The organism is Streptomyces sp. NPDC008317, from assembly GCF_042955955.1.
In the GTDB taxonomy this organism is placed as follows: Bacteria; Actinomycetota; Actinomycetes; order Streptomycetales; family Streptomycetaceae; genus Actinacidiphila.
The window spans coordinates 128,953-144,879 of the sequence record NZ_JBIBFQ010000005.1 but is presented as its reverse complement, the minus strand read 5'-3'; the positions used below and the strand labels follow the sequence as shown (position 1 = coordinate 144,879).

At 72.2% G+C, this 15,927-nt stretch carries 12 protein-coding genes; 8 read left to right on the top strand and 4 right to left on the bottom strand.

All coding sequences use genetic code 11. The features are described 5' to 3' along the window. Window positions 1-20: 20 nt before the first annotated feature. Both ACFY9V_RS17755 and ACFY9V_RS17750 read right to left on the bottom strand, forming a co-directional pair. Window positions 21-980 (bottom strand): NAD(P)-dependent oxidoreductase, encoded by a 960-nt coding sequence (locus ACFY9V_RS17755; protein ID WP_391161854.1) that lies wholly within the window; start codon window positions 978-980, stop codon window positions 21-23. A gap of 56 nt (window positions 981-1,036) precedes the next feature. Next, complete coding sequence (locus ACFY9V_RS17750; RefSeq protein ID WP_391161853.1) at window positions 1,037-1,720, bottom strand: TetR family transcriptional regulator; 684 nt, start codon at window positions 1,718-1,720, stop codon at window positions 1,037-1,039. A 119-nt stretch (window positions 1,721-1,839) separates the two neighbouring features. On the opposite strand from ACFY9V_RS17750, the gene ACFY9V_RS17745 reads away from it, so the two are divergent. After that, window positions 1,840-2,835, top strand: a complete 996-nt coding sequence (locus tag ACFY9V_RS17745) for an SDR family oxidoreductase (RefSeq protein ID WP_391161852.1) — start codon at window positions 1,840-1,842, stop codon at window positions 2,833-2,835. A 13-nt stretch (window positions 2,836-2,848) separates the two neighbouring features. On the opposite strand, the gene ACFY9V_RS17740 is transcribed toward ACFY9V_RS17745, so the two are convergent. Next, window positions 2,849-4,675, bottom strand: a complete 1,827-nt coding sequence (locus tag ACFY9V_RS17740; RefSeq protein ID WP_391161851.1) for a glycoside hydrolase family 76 protein — start codon at window positions 4,673-4,675, stop codon at window positions 2,849-2,851. A 536-nt stretch (window positions 4,676-5,211) separates the two neighbouring features. Here ACFY9V_RS17740 and ACFY9V_RS17735 point away from each other — a divergent pair. From ACFY9V_RS17735 to ACFY9V_RS17710, 6 genes are all read left to right on the top strand, one after another. After that, a complete protein-coding gene (locus ACFY9V_RS17735) occupies window positions 5,212-6,567 on the top strand; it encodes a M20/M25/M40 family metallo-hydrolase (protein ID WP_391161850.1) in 1,356 nt (451 codons plus the stop codon). Beyond that, window positions 6,564-8,204: a YfcC family protein gene (locus ACFY9V_RS17730; protein WP_391161849.1), complete on the top strand. Its 1,641-nt coding sequence runs from the start codon at window positions 6,564-6,566 to the stop codon at window positions 8,202-8,204. Before ACFY9V_RS17735 ends, ACFY9V_RS17730 begins: the two co-directional genes overlap by 4 nt. A gap of 171 nt (window positions 8,205-8,375) precedes the next feature. Continuing rightward, complete coding sequence (locus ACFY9V_RS17725) at window positions 8,376-9,416, top strand: alpha/beta fold hydrolase (RefSeq protein ID WP_391161848.1); 1,041 nt, start codon at window positions 8,376-8,378, stop codon at window positions 9,414-9,416. Window positions 9,417-9,539: 123 nt separating this feature from the next. Then, a complete protein-coding gene (locus tag ACFY9V_RS17720; RefSeq protein ID WP_391161846.1) occupies window positions 9,540-10,031 on the top strand; it encodes a DUF5709 domain-containing protein in 492 nt (163 codons plus the stop codon). Window positions 10,032-10,308: 277 nt separating this feature from the next. After that, a complete protein-coding gene (gene glgX, locus ACFY9V_RS17715) occupies window positions 10,309-12,486 on the top strand; it encodes a glycogen debranching protein GlgX (RefSeq protein WP_391049858.1) in 2,178 nt (725 codons plus the stop codon). A 226-nt stretch (window positions 12,487-12,712) separates the two neighbouring features. Continuing rightward, on the top strand, window positions 12,713-13,831 hold the full coding sequence (locus tag ACFY9V_RS17710) for a P1 family peptidase (protein WP_391161844.1): 1,119 nt from the start codon (window positions 12,713-12,715) through the stop codon (window positions 13,829-13,831). A gap of 104 nt (window positions 13,832-13,935) precedes the next feature. Here ACFY9V_RS17710 and ACFY9V_RS17705 read toward each other — a convergent pair whose 3' ends face one another. After that, entirely contained in the window at window positions 13,936-15,213 is a 1,278-nt protein-coding gene (locus ACFY9V_RS17705; RefSeq protein WP_391161843.1) for a glycosyltransferase, read from the bottom strand. A 319-nt stretch (window positions 15,214-15,532) separates the two neighbouring features. Between ACFY9V_RS17705 and ACFY9V_RS17700 the strand changes: the two genes are divergently transcribed. Further along, window positions 15,533-15,808, top strand: coding sequence for a GlsB/YeaQ/YmgE family stress response membrane protein (locus tag ACFY9V_RS17700; protein WP_391161842.1), 276 nt, complete (start codon window positions 15,533-15,535; stop codon window positions 15,806-15,808). Window positions 15,809-15,927: the final 119 nt, after the last annotated feature.

Below are 15,927 nucleotides of genomic sequence, written 5' to 3'. Positions count from 1 at the left end.
CGACCCCCTTCACCTCGGCGTCAGTCGAGGCGACGGACCGGCGCGCCCGCCAGATACGCCCGGATGTCCTCGACCGCCTGCCCGTAGTACGTACGGTAGTTGGCCTCGGTGACATAGCCGAGGTGCGGTGTGGCCAGCAGTCGGGGCGTGGAACGCACGGGGTCGTCGGCCGGAAGCGGCTCGATGTCGAAGACGTCCAGACCCGCTCCGGCGATCCGGCCCTCGCGCAGGGCGGCGAGCAGCGCCGCCTGGTCGACGATCGCCGAGCGCGAGGTGTTCACCAGATACGCGGTCGGCTTCAGCAGCGCCAGTTCCGCCGCGCCGATCAGGCCGCGACTGCGCTCGCCCAGGGCGAGGTGGACGGAGACGAAGTCGCTGGTGGCCAGCAGTTCCTCCTTGGTGGCCAGGCGCGCCGCACCGACCTCGGCCGCCCGCTCCTCGGTCAGATTCCCGCTCCAGGCCACCACGTCCATGCCGAAGGCGAGCCCGACGGCCGCCACCCGCCCGCCGATCCTGCCGAGCCCGAGCAGACCGAGCCGCGCGCCGTGCAGGTCGGCGCCGACCGTCGTCTGCCAGGGGCCGCCCGCGGCGAGGTTGGCGCTCTCCGGCGCGATGCCCCGTGCCAGCCCCAGCAGCAGCGCCCACGTCAGCTCGACCGGCGGGGTGCCGGCGCTCTCCGTACCGCACACGGTCACACCGTGCTCCCGCGCGGCGGCGTAGTCGATCACCGAATTGCGCATCCCGGAGGCGATCAGCAGCTTCAGCCGGGGGAGCGCGGCCAGTACCGAGGCGGGGAAGGGCACGCGCTCGCGCAGGGTCACGACGATGTCGAAGTCGGCCAGGGCCGCGACGAGTTCGGCCTCGTCCGCGACGTGACCGGGGAAGCCGACGACCTCGACCTCGTGGGTCAGCGAGGACCAGTCGGCGAGCGTCGTGGCGACGCCCTGGTAGTCGTCCAGCACGGCGCAGCGCAGTCGCATCTCGGTCTTCTCTCCGTCAGGGTGCGGGGGTCGAGGGCTCGGACGGTGTCCCGGCGCTACTCGGGCACGCGGCGTGCCAGCAGCCCGCTGGCCAGGACTTCCAGCGTCTCGCGGACCGTCGCGGCGAAGTCCAGCCGCAGCGCCTCGAGCGCCGGGTCGGCGTCATAGGCGGCCAGCATCGCCGCCGACGGGTGGGCGTGCGTCCACACGGCGCCCGTGACCATCACGGCCGCGCCCGCGTACCGCAGCGCGTCGCCCTCGCCCAGTTCCGGCACGTGCCGCCGCACGAGCTCGGCCAGCGCGTACACGTTCCGGACGGCGGTGCGCTTGTAGTCGGCGGCGACCTCGGGCGAGACATTGCGCTCCAGCACGGCGGCCTGGGCGCCGGTCAGGTCGCAGAACACCGGGCGGACCGCCAACGACGCGGCGAGGACGGCCGCCACCTGGTCGCCGCGGTGCCGGGGCGGCGCGCCGGGGTCGACCTCGTCGTCCAGTTCGGGTCCGAGGTGTGCCAGCCACTCCCGGAAGGCGACGTCGAGCAGTTCGAGCAGCACGGCCTCGCGGGACTCGAAGTAGCGCAGCACATTCGACTTCGCCAGGCCGACGCGGCGGCTCAGCTCGTTGAGGCTGACCTCGGCCACCGGCATCTCGGCGAGCATCGCGGACGCGGTGTCCAGGATCGCCTGGCGGCGCTGGGCGCGCTGCTCCTCGCTGCGGGCGCGCTGGAAAGTCGTGGGCATGCCCACATTCTACGGACCTGCGGTCTGTTGTTATCGGACCGCCGGTCTGATAGCGTGAAACGTAACAGACCACCGGTCCTTTATTGAGGTGTCCCGGCACGGACGCCGAAGGAGTCACCATGTATGTCGTCCCCGACCTGACCGGTCGGAAGGCCGTCGTGACCGGCGCCAACAGCGGCACGGGCAAGGAGGCCGCCCGCCGCCTCGCCGCCGCGGGAGCGCAGGTGATCATGGCCGTACGCACCCCGGAGAAGGGGGAGCGGGCCCGCGCCGAGATCCTGGAGCGGCACCCGGACGCCCGCCTGGAAGTGCGCCGCGTCGACCTCGCCGACCTGGCGTCGGTCCGCGCGTTCGCCGACGGCGTGCTCGCCGACCCCACCCCGCTCGACCTGCTGGTCAACAACGCGGGCGTGATGGCCCCGCCGACCCGGATGACCACAGCCGACGGCTTCGAGCTGCAATTCGGCAGCAATTTCCTCGGCCCGTTCGCCCTGACCGTCCGGCTGCTGCCCGCCCTGCTCGCCGCCACCGCGCCGCGCGTGGCGACCATGAGCAGCGGCACGGCCGCCTACGGGCGGATCGGCTTCGACGACCTCCAGTGGGAGCGACGCCGCTACCGCCCGAATCTCTCGTACGCCCAGTCCAAGCTCGCCGACCTCATCCTCACACGGCAGTTGGCCGCCCTCGCCGCCGACCGCGGCTGGAATCTGCTGAGCACCGCCGCCCACCCCGGCTACACCACCACCAACCTGCAAACCGCGGGCGCGAGCCTGGGCGGCGAGCCGTCACGGCTGCACAGGCTCGGCAGGCGGCTGGACTTCCTGCCCCGCCAAGGGGTCGAGCAGGGCACGGAACCGCTGCTGTTCGCCGCGGCCGATCCCGGAGCCGTCGCGGGCGGCTACTACGGCCCGGGCCGACGCCTCGGCCTGGTCGGCCCGACCACGACCGCGCGCATCACCCGCAGAGCGCTCGACCCCGCGACCAACGCCCGGCTGTGGGCGGCGGCCGAGCGCCTGACCGGTGTCACCGTGCCCGATACCGCGCCGACCGGGACGACCGGGCCAGGGGCGACCATCCGCGAGACGACCGCGCCCGCGACCCCGCCCGGACCCTGAGGTCCGCGCCGCCTCAGCCCGCCGCCAGCAGCGCGCTGAGCGCACAGGCCTGCGTGCGCCAGTCGCGCACATTGGGATGGTCCGTGCTGCCCTGGCCCGACCAGCGCTCGCCGAGACGGTTGAGCGAATCGCGGTCCGCCGACCAGATCGAGTTGCCCTGAGTGGTGGCGAAGCCGCGATAGGCGCCGCCGGTCGCGCCGTTGAGGTCCTGGAGGTAGCGCATGAAGACGCCCTTGAACTGCTTGGCGTTGTCGTCGCAGGTCGCGTTCAGCGCGTCGCACTGCTCGGTGAGCAACCCCGAGGTGACCAGCGACGGTGCCGCGACCGCGGCGTCGGCCAGTTGGCGCGCCTTCGCCAGCGCCGTACCGTCACCCGTGGCCCGCCAGATCTCCACCGCGGCCCCGATCGCCAGGCCCTGGTTGTAACTCCAGACCGTCTGGCCGTTGTTGGCGCAGCCGCCGGTCAGCCCGTCGTTGACCAGCCCGGACGCGTTGATCAGACCGCTGTTCCTGAACCAGTTCCAGGACGTGGTCGCCCGGCCCAGCCAGGTCGTGTCCCCGCTGATCCGGTTGTGCAGCTCCGCGGTCAACCGCACGTACAGCCCGTTGGTCACCGCGTTCTTGTACGTCCGTTCGCGGTCCCACCACACCCCGCCGCCGCACGTGCTGGTGTCCCACAGCCCGTTGACGTACGTGGCGATCGTGACGGCCTCGTTGAGATACGTGACGTTGCCGGTCAGGTCGTAGGCGTCGATCCAGGCCAGGGCCCACCACTCGGCGTCGTCGGTGGCCCGGCTGATGAAGTCGCCGTCGATCGGGTCGGAACTGCGGGCCCCGGCGGGGAAGGCGGCCTTGTTCACCTGGAAGGTGCGCGCCACCACCCACAGATAGCGGGTGTCGCCGGTCTGCCGCATGTAGTCGATCACCGTGCTGAGCGCCACCGCGGAATTCCACCAACTCGACGGCCAGTAGGCGGTGTTCGGGTCGTAGGAGTACATGAGGGCGTCGGCCGCCGCCGCGCTGCGGACCGTCGTCGGCCGCGCCCACGCGGTGCAGCTCCCGTTCTGGCCCTCGACGGCCCGGCCGCAGGCGCGCACCGCGCCGCCGTAGAGCTTGCCGAGCGGATCGGAGGTGTTGAACTCCGCTGTCCTGGTGCCCGACGCGCCGGACGGCACGGATGTCCGCCCCTTCGACGATCCGTCGGGCCAGCTCGCGCCGCCGTCCCACGAGCGGTCGAGCCAGATCTCGTCGCCCGCGCCGCCGCCGGAGACCGTGCCCCAGGCCATCCCCGAGTTGTCCATGTGCAGCGCGATGGTCCGCCCGCTGAGCGTCGCGTCCGCCACCGGCCGGGTGTCACCGGTGCCCGTGGACACATCGGCGCCGTCGCAGCGCGCGGCACACACGCTCAGCCGCGCCCAGCCCGTACAGCCGACGCCCTGCGCGTCACCGCACGCCCGCAGTACGGCGCGCCGGTGGTGGGCGGGGTCGTAGAGGTTGTACATCAGGGTGCGCGTGCCGGTCCAGGTCGACGGGATCGAGGCCCTGCCCAGCAGCCCGTCCCAGGTCGTCCCGCCGTCCCACGAGCGGTCCAGCCACACCGAGTCGTTGAACTGTCCCGCGTCGATGGACGCCCAGGCCATGCCGTCGGCGTCCGAGACGTGCAGCGAGACCCGGCGGCCGTTGAGGGTCTTGTCCGCCACCGGGAAGGTCTCCTGCCCCGCCAGTGACGGGTCGCGGGTGTCGCAGTAGACCGCGCACACGGTCGTGGCGTCGTTCGGCGCGGCGAGCGCGACCGGCGACACCGTAGGCGACGGCTCCGTGGACGCCAGCGCTGTGGGCACAGGCCCCGTGGACGACCGTCCCGTGTGCGACGACCCCGCAGCCGCGGAGGACGACGAGCCGCCCGCAGGCGAGGCCGACGCGATGCCCGGCTGCGCGCCCAGGACGAGCAAGGCGAGGAGAAGAACGCGCCACAACCACCGTCTGCTCACACGACACCCCTGTCCGGGACCGGGCGGAACGGGTCACGCCGCGCTCGACCGCGCGGCACGGCAACTCCGGTCGAAGCGCGGGCACTTCACCGTTTCTCACGTTGCAATTCCACATTGAGACAGCGTTGTCATGCACAGTCAACCCCTTGGGTCACCCGCGTCCCACGGCAACCGCCCGCCGCGGCCACCATGGCCCGTTCGGCCCATTAACGGCTGCGCCTCACCCGGACAGTCGACAGAGTGCTCGAAAGGACCGTAATGGCCCTGACCGCACCAGGGATTTCGGACGGCAGGGCGCGTCGGACCACGGACGCGATCGCACGAGAGCGCGACCGCGCCACGGAGCGGTCGGAAGACAGAGAACTCGGGATGAGGAGCACGCCGGTATGGATCTCGCCGCCACCGTCGACAGTCTGATGGAACAGCTCACCGCCGACCTGGTGCGGCTCGCCGAGATTCCCTCGATCGCCTTCCCTGGCTACCCCGCCACGGAGGTGAACCGGGCGCACGACCTGCTGGTCGAGCTCCTGAGGGACGCCGGGGTCGAGCACATCGAGCGGATCGACCTGCCCGACACCTCACCGGTCATCTACGCCGAGATCCCGCCGCCGACCCCCGACGCGCCGACCGTACTGCTCTACGGGCACTACGACGTCCAGCCGTCCGGCGACGAGTCGGCCTGGCAGTCGCCGCCCTTCGAGCCCACGCCCATCGAGGGCGGCCTGCGGGCCCGCGGCATCGCCGACGACAAGTCGAACGTCATGGCCCACCTCGGCGTCCTGCGCGCGTACGGCGGCCGGCCGCCGACCGGCGTCAAGATCGTGCTGGAGGGTCAGGAGGAGTACGGCAGCGCCTTCGACGACTACCCGCCGACCGACCCCGAGCGCTTCGCCTGCGACGCCATGGTCATCGCCGACATGGGCAATCTGCGGCCCGGCACCCCCACCCTGACCACCGGTCTGCGCGGAGTCGCCGAGGTCGTCGTGGAGGTGCGGACGCTCGCCGAGGCCCGGCACAGCGGCGAATTCGGCGGTGCCGCGCCCGACGCGCTGCTGGCCCTCATCCAGGCGCTCGCCTCGCTGCACGACGCGGCCGGTGACGTCACGGTCGAAGGGCTGCGCCGCGAGCCGTGGGACGGGGCCTCGTACACCGAGGAGGAGTTCCGCGCGCTGGCGACCGTGCCCGACGGCACACCGCTGATCGGCACCGGCAGCCTCGGCGAGCGGCTGTGGAGCGGCCCTGCCGTCACCGTGATCGGCATGGACGCCCCCACCGTGGACGGTGCCGCGTCGGCCGTGGTGCCGTATGCGCGCGCCAAGCTCAATCTGCGCGTGCACCCCTTGCAGGACCCGAAGGAGGCCACCGACGCGCTGGTCAGGCACCTGCGCGAGCACCGGCCCTTCGGCATCGAGCTGACCGTGACCCCCAGCGACGCGGGCCCCGGCTTCGAACCGGCCACCGACGGCCCCGCCTACCGCGCCGCCCGCACCGCGCTGCGCGAGGGCTGGGGCGAGGAGGCCCAGCTCGCCGCCAGCGGCGGCTCCATCCCGCTGGTCAACGGCCTCGCCAAGGCCGTACCCCACGCCGAGGTGCTGCTCTTCGGAGCCCAGGACAGCATGTGCAATCTGCACGCCCCCAATGAGCGGGTGCTCTTCTCCGAGCTGCGCGGCGCCGTCATCGCGGAGGCGGCCTTCCTCCGGGAGTACGCGGCGGACTTCCGCGCGGCGGGCGGGGCGCGATGAGCGGCGATACGGCGCCCGGTGCCGACGCGGCCGATGCCAACGGATCCACCGCGTACCGGGACACCGGGACGGCGGGGACCACGGCCGGGGACTCCGCCGGCGGTTCCGGCACCGGCACCGCGGGTGACGGCGACCCGGGCCGACAGCCGCCCAAGAAGCACAAATTCACCTTCCCCAGCGCCCTGACCATCCTCGCCCTGGTCACCCTCGCGGTGTGGGCGCTGGCGTTCCTGATCCCGTCGGGCGAGTACAAGCGGAAGGACACGGGCGCGCCCATCCAGGGCACGTACCACCGTGTCTCGTCCGGACTGAGCTTCGTCGACCACCTCAAGGACCTGTTCCTCTCGCCGGTCAACGGCCTGTACGGCATCCAGAACGCCAAGACCGGCTTCGTCGCGCCCGACAACTCCGGTGACCTGTACGGCAGTGCGGGCGTCTTCCTGTTCGTGCTCGCCATCGGCGCGTTCATCACCGTGGTCTTCGCCACCGGCGCCCTGGACCGCGGCATCGCCCGCCTCGCGCACGCCCTGCGCGACCGCGGCGCGCTGCTCATCGCGGGCATCATGGTGACCTTCTCCGTGCTCGGCACGGTCGAGGGCTTCGCCGAGGAGACCCTGGGCTTCTACGGCCTGATCGTGCCCCTGATGCTGGCGCTGGGCTACGACCGCATGGTCGCCACCGGCGCGATCATCCTCGGCGCGGGCGTCGGCGTGCTGTGTTCCACGGTCAACCCGTTCGCGACCGGCGTCGCCTCGTCGGCCGCCGACATCTCGCTCGGCGACGGCATCGTGCTGCGCTTCGTGATGTGGATCGTGCTGACGACCGTGACGGTCGCCTACGTCGTCCGCTACGGCAAGCGCGTGCAGAAGAACCCCGACCGCTCCCTCGTCGGCTTCCTGCCCGGCGACCGGGAGCAGGGCGTCGACCGCGACCAGGAGCCGCCCGAGCTGACCGGCCTGCACAAGGCCGTACTGATGGCCGTCGGCCTGGTCTTCGCCTTCATGATCTTCTCGGTGGTGCCCTGGTCGAGCGCGCTGACCGGCAAGGCCGACGCGACCCCGTACGCCTGGGAACTGGACTGGTCCTTCGCCGAACTGGCCGCGCTGTTCCTGGTCGCCGCGGTGATCATCGGCCTGGTCGGCCGCATGGGGGAGCAGAAGCTCAGCGCCACGATCATCCAGGGCGCGGCGGACTTCATCTCTCCCGCGCTGGTCATCGTGCTGGCCCGCGGCGTCACCGTGATCATGAACAACTCCAAGGTCACCGACACCGTGCTGCACTCCATCGAGGGCGTCGTCTCCGGCACGTCCAACTCGGTGTTCGGGATCATCGTCTTCCTGGTCAACCTGCCGCTGGCCTTCCTCATCCCGTCCACCTCGGGGCACGCCACCCTCGCCATGCCGATCCTGGCCCCGCTGGCCGACTTCGCCGGGGTCTCGCGCTCGGTCGTCGTCACCGCCTGGCAGTCGGCCAGCGGCTGGATGAACCTCTGGGTGCCGACCACCGCCGTCACCATCGGTGGTGTGGCCCTGGCCAAGGTCCGCTACGACCAGTACCTGCGCTTCATCTGGCCGCTGCTGGCCATCCTTTTCGTCATGATCTGCGGCTTCGTCGCCGTCGGCGCGGTCGTCACCTGACGCCCGGCGGGACGCCGTTTTGCCGGAACGGCAACGGAATTGGCCTGCGCTCCGGCCGCGCCCGCACACTCGCGGCAACGGCTCACGGCGTGCCGGGTCTCCCGGCCCGTGCACGACGTACGCCGCAGGTCAGACCGCCGCGAGCGCGGCCCGAAGCTCCGGGAGGAAGCAATGGCGCAGCCCACCCGTCCACAGCCGACCCGTCCGCACTCCGCGGCCACCGAGGACCCCGCGGCCGACGCGCGGCACCGGCTGGTCGACGTGCCCGACGGCCGCATCCATCTGGTCGAGCAGGGCGCGGGACCGCTGGTCCTGCTCGTGCACGGCTTCCCCGAGTCCTGGTACTCCTGGCGCCACCAGCTCCCGGCCCTCGCCGCGGCGGGCTACCGCGCCGTCGCCGTCGACGTGCGCGGCTACGGCCGCTCGTCGAAGCCCGCGGAGCCCGAGGCGTACCGCATGCTCCAGCTCGTCGCCGACAACGTGGCGGTCGTCCGCGCCCTCGGCGAGCGGACCGCGACGGTCGTCGGCCACGACTGGGGCTCGCCCGTCGCCGCCAACTCGGCGCTGCTGCGGCCGGACGTCTTCACCGCCGTCGGCCTGCTCAGCGTGCCCTACGCGCCGCGCGGCGGCCCCCGGCCCACCGAGGCGTTCGGCGCCATCGGCGGCGACGAGGAGTTCTACGTCAGCTACTTCCAGGAGCCGGGTCGGGCCGAGGCGGAGATCGAACAGGACGTGCGCGGCTGGCTCGCGGGCTTCTACGCGGCGCTGTCGGCCGACACGATGCCCGCGGCGGGGGAGAGCGACCCGCACTTCGTACCGCCCGCCGCCAAGCTCTCCGACCGCTTCCCCACCGGACGGCTGCCCGGCTGGCTGACCGAGCGCGACCTGGACTTCTACGCGGGCGAGTTCGAGCGGACCGGACTGACCGGGGCGCTCAACCGCTACCGCAACGTCGACCGCGACTGGGCGGACCTCGCGCCCTGGGACGGCGCTCCGATCCGGCAGCCCTCGCTGTTCATCGGCGGCGACCTCGACGCCTCCACCACATGGATGGCCGGCGCCATCGACGCGTATCCGAGCACACTGCCCGGACTGGTCTCCTCGCACATCCTCAAGGGCTGCGGGCACTGGATCCAGCAGGAGCGCGCCGAGGAGGTCAGCGGCCTGCTGACCGACTGGCTGGCCGCGCTGCCCGCACCGCGCGAGGATTGAGGGGTACGCCGCACGGCCGCGGTGGGATGTCCACCGTTTCCGCCGCCGCACCACGGGCAGGCGACCGTCCGTGATGCCACCACCGGCATCGCGAATCCGCCGACCGACCAGGAAGAGGACACGATGTCCGACCGCATGACGGACGACGGCATGGGGGACGATGTCTACCAGCCGGACGGGAGCGAGATCCAGGAGGACGCGGGCCCGCTGGAGCCCGAGGACACCCTGGTCGACCGGGGCGTCGAGGACGTCCTGGACGAGGGGTACTCGCCGCCCGAGCGGCCCCTGGCCGTCGAGCAGAACGGCACCACGGCCGAGGAGCAGCACGACGGCGACTCGCTGGACCAGCGGCTGGCCAGGGAGCGCCCCGACACCCCGCAGTTCCCCGACGGGGACGGCCTCGGCGACGCCGCCGACACCGACGGGGAACTGCTCGACCCCGAGGCGGGCGACCTGCGCGCGGGCCGGCTGACCAGCCCGGAGCAGTGGGTGGACAGCCCGGTCCAGGACGGTGTGGCCGACGACGTCGGCATCGACGGCGGCGCCGCCTCCGCGGAGGAGGCCGCCGTGCACCTCCTGGACGACCCGGAGGCCCTGCCGGGCGACGACGCCTGACATCCCCCGGCGCCCGAACCCGGACTCCTGACCCCCGGCGCCTCCACCCTCGACACCCGAACCCCCTCGACACCCGAACCCTCGCGACACCCCGAGCCCGACGCGGCTCGCGACAGCGACCTCCGGCCACCGCCGGAGGTCGCTGTCGTACGGTCCGCGACCGGTCCGCGAGGGCCTTCTGCGACCGTTCACTTCACGAACCCATGGCCTGAGATCAACGGGGTATGAGTGGGAGGACGTCGGATCGTCGCTCACGCAGGGTCGAGAGGGTCAGTGAATGCAGCAGTGGAACGGTCGTCCCTATCCGCTCGGAGCCACGTACGACGGCTCGGGCACCAACTTCGCCCTGTTCTCCGAGGTGGCGGAGAAGGTCGAGCTGTGCCTCGTCGATGACGCGGGACGGGAACAGCGCCTCACGCTGACCGAAGTGGACGGATTCGTCCGGCACGCGTATCTGCCGGGCGTCGGCCCCGGCCAGCGTTACGGCTACCGCGTGCACGGACCGTACCGGCCGGACGAGGGGCATCGCTGCAATCCGGCGAAGTTGCTGCTCGACCCCTACGCCACGGCAGTGGAAGGCCAGGTCGACGGTGACGAGTCGGCGTTCGGCCACCGCTTCCACGCGCCCGAAGAGCAGAACACGATGGACAGCCTCGGCCACGCCATGCTGTCGGTGGTGACCGATCCGTCCTTCGACTGGGGGGACGACCGCGCGCCGGGTCACTCGTACCACGAGTCGGTGATCTACGAGGCGCACGTGAAGGGTCTGACGATGACCCACCCGGGCCTGCCGGAGCGAATACGCGGCACCTACGCGGGAGTCGGGCACCCGGCGGTCATCGAGCACCTGAAGGAACTGGGCGTGACGGCGATCGAGCTGATGCCGGTGCACCAGTTCGCGCAGGACGGCCATCTGCGCGACCGGGGCCTGTCGAACTACTGGGGCTACAACACCATCGGCTTCTTCGCGCCGCACAACGCGTACGCGTCGAGCGGGGTACGCGGCCAACAGGTCACGGAATTCAAGGAGATGGTGAAGGCCCTGCACAAGGCGGGCATCGAGGTGATCCTCGACGTGGTCTACAACCACACCGCCGAAGGCAACCACATGGGGCCGACGCTCTCCTTCCGCGGCATCGACAACGCCTCGTACTACCGGCTGGTGGACGACGACCCGCGGCACTACTTCGACACCACCGGCACCGGCAACAGCCTGCTCATGCGGCATCCGCACGTCCTCCAGCTCATCATGGACTCGCTGCGGTACTGGGTCACCGAGATGCACGTGGACGGCTTCCGCTTCGACCTCGCGGCCACGCTGGCCCGGCAGTTCCACGAGGTGGACCGGCTCTCGTCCTTCTTCGACCTCGTGCAGCAGGACCCGGTGGTCAGCCGCGTCAAACTGATCGCCGAGCCGTGGGACCTGGGCGAGGGCGGCTACCAGGTGGGCAACTTCCCGTCCCTGTGGAGCGAGTGGAACGGCGAATACCGCGACACCGTCAGGGACTTCTGGCGCGGCGAGGACGGCACACTGCCCGCCCTCGCCTCCCGGCTCACCGGCTCCTCCGACCTCTATGAGGACGACAACCGCCGCCCGCGCGCCGGGATCAACTTCATCACCTGCCACGACGGCTTCACGCTGCGCGACCTGGTCTCGTACAACGACAAGCACAATGAGGCCAACGGCGAGGACGGCAACGACGGCGAGAGCCACAACCGTTCGTGGAACTGCGGAGCCGAGGGCGAGACCGACGACCCCGGTGTGCTCGCGCTGCGCGCCAGACAGCAGCGCAATCTGCTGACGACACTGCTGGTCTCGCAGGGTGTGCCGATGATCGCACACGGCGACGAGATGGGCCGCACCCAGCGCGGCAACAACAACGTCTACTGCCAGGACAACGAAACCGCCTGGGTGAACTGGACGTTGGACGCCGAGCAGCGCGAACTGTTCGACTTCACGCGCCGGTTGATCAAGCTGCGCGCCGAGCACCCGGTGCTGCGCCGCCGCCGGTTCTTCCGCGGCGACACCGGGGGATCGGCCGTCGCGGACGCCGTGTGGTTCCGGCCGGACGGCGGTGAGATGTGCGAGGAGAACTGGCACCGCGGCGACGCGCGCGCCGTCGCCCTGCTGCTGAACGGCGACGCCATCACCGAGTCCGACCCGAAGGGCGGCCGGATCTCCGACACGTCCTTCCTGATCCTGCTGAACAGCCACTACGAACCGCTCGACTTCGTGATCCCCGAGCGCGAGTACGGCGGCCTGTGGCAGGTCGCCGTGGACACCGCGGCCGAGGCCGACGGCACCGACGAGTCCGAGGTGAAGGCCGGCGGCCGGATCCGGGTCCAGGACCGGGGCATGATCGTGCTGATCGCCGTACAGCGGCCCACGGGCGGTCGCCTGCGGCGCGCCATCAAGGCGTCCCGCATGCCGAGACGGCGAGGAGCGCGCACCTGACACCGAGGCGGCAGTGACCGTCCATTTCACTCTTCGGTCAACTTGTTGCGTAAAAAACATTGAAGTTTACGTCGTTCTTCTGATGGGATACCCCTTGCTCCGGCGCGCCCTGACACGCGCCGGAGCACACCGACGTTCGGCCGCGGTCTCGTACGGTGAGGGGGCGGGCCGCGAGTACGCGGATGGCGCGGGCCCGCGTGATCGTGGCTACCTCACGGAGGACGACATGAGCGGCAGCGCACGGCCGGGTCCCGGCAACGGCCTCACCGACGTCGAGGGAGTGCGCGTCGGTCACGCCCAGCGGACCGGCGACGGCTGGCTCACCGGGACGACGGTGGTGCTGGCCCCCGAGGGCGGCGCGGTCACCGCGGTCGACGTACGCGGCGGCGGTCCCGGCACCCGCGAGACCGACGCCCTCGACCCGCGCAATCTCGTGCCGTACATCGACGCCGTGGTGCTCACCGGAGGCAGCGCCTTCGGGCTCGACGCGGCGGGCGGCGTGGTCGGCTGGCTGGAGGAGCGGGGCCGGGGCTTCCGGGTCGGCGGTCCCGGCCAGGTGGTGCCGGTGGTGCCCGCCGCCGCGCTGTTCGACCTCGGCCGCGGCGGCTCGTGGACGGCGCGACCGGGAGCGGAGACGGGCCTCGCGGCGGTACGCGCCGCGGCGGCGGCCCCGGAGGGCGCGCCGGTGCCGCAGGGCTGCGTCGGCGCGGGTACGGGCGCGGTGGCCGGCGGTCTCAAGGGCGGGGTGGGGACGGCCAGCACGGTCCTGGAGTCCGGCGTGACGGTGGCCGCGCTCGCGGTGCTCAACGCGGCCGGTTCCGTGGTCGACCCGGACACGGGCGCGCTCTGGGGCGCGAGGCCGGGCCCCGCCGCCGCGGAATTCGCCCCGTACGGCCCGCCCGTCGCGGGCGACGCCCTGGAGCGGGCCCGACGCCGTACGGCCGCCGCTGCCGCCGCGAACGCCGAGCGGCGGACCCACCCGCTCAACACCACGCTGGCCGTGGTCGCGACGGACGCCGTCCTCACCCGCGCCCAGGCGCGGAAGCTGGCGGGCACCGCGCACGACGGACTCGCCCGCGCCGTCCGCCCCGCCCACTCCCTGTCCGACGGCGACACCGTCTTCGCCATGGCGACCGGCCGCCGCCCCCTCGTCCCGCCGGGGACGGCCGCCGCCGCCGACCCCGCCTTCGGCGTGCACATCGAGGCGGGCGCGATGAACGCCGTCCTCGAGGCGGGCGCCGACGCGCTCACCCGGGCCCTCCTGCACGCCGTCCTCGCCGCCGAGACGGTGGACGGACCGGGCGGCCTCTTCCTCTCGTACCGGGACGCGTACTACGGCGCCTGACGGCTTCGGCGCCACGGCTTCGGCACGGCTTCGGTACGGCGCGGGGGAGCGGTGGGGCCCCCACCGCGCCGTACCGCGTACTCCGGCTTGCCGTCCCGGCGGGCTCAGGCTCCGTACGGGACCCCCGCGCGCGTCCTGGTCCTGCGACGGGCCGGGCGGACCGCGCGCACCGCGTCCTGGTGCACCCGCTCGATGAGCGCGCCGTAGGCGGTCACCATGCGGGTCTGGCTGAAGCGCTCGCGGCTGCGGGCCAGCGCCGGGGCGAAGTCGGCGGCCAGCGCCGCCGCCCGCGACCAGGCCGCGGCGATCGGCTCGGCCTCCGCCGGGGTGAGGAAGCCGTGCCCGGCGACCAGCTCCGCGCAGTCCCCGACATCGGTGGCCACCGGCACCGCGCCGCACATCATGCCCTCGATCAGGCACAGCGGCGCCGCCTCACCCGACGACGACGTCAGCGAGACCACGTCCGCGGCGGCGTACACCGTCTCCATGTCCTGCCGCACGCCCAGCAGCGACAGCCGCCGCAGCAGGCCGGGAGCGTCACCGAAGGCGGCCGTGATGTCCGCGGTCAGCTCCGGGTTCTCCGCGGTCATCCCGGCGCCGCACATCAGGACGTGCGCGCCGGGGTCCCGCCCGAGATGGATCCTGGCCGCCCGCAGGAACAGCGGCACGTTCTTCATCTCCGCGTAGCGGGCCGCGAAGACCGTGACGGGCGCGTCCGCCGCGATACCGAGCGAGGACCGCATCGCGGCCCTGCGGACCGCGTCGGGCCGGAACCGCAGCAGATCGACGCCGTTGGGGATGACGTGCATCAGCTCGGCAGGGATGCCCGCGGCCACGTACGCGGCCCTGGTCGACTCCGCGCAGCAGACGCAGGCCCGCACCCGGCCCGCCGCCACCGCGGCGCGCAGCGCGTCCAGCGCGGGGCCCTGATTCTCCGGATCGGACCTGTGCAGGCACACCACCACCGGCCGGTACGGTAGCCCGGCCTGATTGAGCAGCGTGAGCGGCTGTTCCTTGAGCGAGAGGAGTACGTCGGCCGCCGCCGTCGCCCTGGCGGTGGCCGCGAGCTCCGACCGGCTGAACACGCCACCGCCGCTCTCGTATCCGCCCTCACGGCTGCCCGCCTCGGCGTCCTCCCGGCCTTCGCCGCCGAAACGGTCGCGCAGGGCCGACACCGGTACACCCGCCGCCGTGAGCGCCCGGTAGCAGGCGTCCTCGGACATCGGCTGCCTGGTCGCCTCGCGGTGCATCTCACCCTCGATGCTCAGCACCGCGTGCCGCTGCGCGCCGCCGCTGAGACCGCGCACGACGTCGCTGTGCAGAATCCTCGCACCGCCGGAAAAGAAGCCCTCGTAGATCGACAGCACACGCAGTTCGTTCATGACGCGCACCCATCGCAGGTCCCGCTCTGCGGGAAATCGACAAACCTGGTTGACCAGCGGATTAGCCGCGATGGGACCACCTAAAACTTGCGCGCGTGTGAATTCCAGATTTCACCGAGTGACGCTTTCTGTAACGTGCGGTGCGGATATGGAAATATGCACGCCGAGGGGCGCCCGGCGGCCGGGCGATAACCGTGCCGTATTTCCACGCGGCCGGACCGGGCGGCGTGCCCCGACTCCGGTGCCCGCGCCCGGTGTTGACCCCCGCGCGGTGCGCACTCGTGTGTGTGACCCGCGGGTCGCAGGGCAGACGGCCCCTATGGGAATCATCAGTTGGGTCATCCTCGGTCTGCTCGCCGGGGCCGTCGCGAAGATTCTGCTGCCCGGTCGCGATCCGGGCGGCCTGGTCGGAACCACCCTGATCGGCGTCGCAGGGGCGTTCGTCGGCGGCTGGCTGTCCGCCAAAATCCTCGACAAGCCGGTACAGCACCACTTCTTCGACGCCGCCACCTGGGGCGCGGCGATCGGCGGGGCGCTCGTGCTGCTCATCCTCTACCGCATCTTCTTCGGCGACTCGCGGGACGCGAGGCGCTGACCACCGGTCACCCGGGCGCACGGGCCGGGGGGGGGGCCCCCCCCCCCGGGGGGGGGGCCCCCCCGCCCGGGCGCCCCGCCGGGGGGGGGGGGGGGTGTAAAAAAAAAAGACCCCGAAAG

Excerpts from the sequence above, each read along its gene's own strand:
- ACFY9V_RS17710 (WP_391161844.1), top strand. The coding sequence starts at position 12,713 with ATGAGCGGCAGCGCACGGCCGGGTCCCGGCAACGGCCTCACCGACGTC.
- glgX (WP_391049858.1), top strand. The coding sequence starts at position 10,309 with ATGCAGCAGTGGAACGGTCGTCCCTATCCGCTCGGAGCCACGTACGAC.
- ACFY9V_RS17750 (WP_391161853.1), bottom strand. The coding sequence starts at position 1,720 with ATGCCCACGACTTTCCAGCGCGCCCGCAGCGAGGAGCAGCGCGCCCAG.
- ACFY9V_RS17755 (WP_391161854.1), bottom strand. The coding sequence starts at position 980 with ATGCGACTGCGCTGCGCCGTGCTGGACGACTACCAGGGCGTCGCCACG.
- ACFY9V_RS17735 (WP_391161850.1), top strand. The coding sequence starts at position 5,212 with ATGGATCTCGCCGCCACCGTCGACAGTCTGATGGAACAGCTCACCGCC.
- ACFY9V_RS17700 (WP_391161842.1), top strand. The coding sequence starts at position 15,533 with ATGGGAATCATCAGTTGGGTCATCCTCGGTCTGCTCGCCGGGGCCGTC.
- ACFY9V_RS17705 (WP_391161843.1), bottom strand. The coding sequence starts at position 15,213 with ATGAACGAACTGCGTGTGCTGTCGATCTACGAGGGCTTCTTTTCCGGC.
- ACFY9V_RS17730 (WP_391161849.1), top strand. The coding sequence starts at position 6,564 with ATGAGCGGCGATACGGCGCCCGGTGCCGACGCGGCCGATGCCAACGGA.
- ACFY9V_RS17720 (WP_391161846.1), top strand. The coding sequence starts at position 9,540 with ATGTCCGACCGCATGACGGACGACGGCATGGGGGACGATGTCTACCAG.
- ACFY9V_RS17745 (WP_391161852.1), top strand. The coding sequence starts at position 1,840 with ATGTATGTCGTCCCCGACCTGACCGGTCGGAAGGCCGTCGTGACCGGC.
- ACFY9V_RS17725 (WP_391161848.1), top strand. The coding sequence starts at position 8,376 with ATGGCGCAGCCCACCCGTCCACAGCCGACCCGTCCGCACTCCGCGGCC.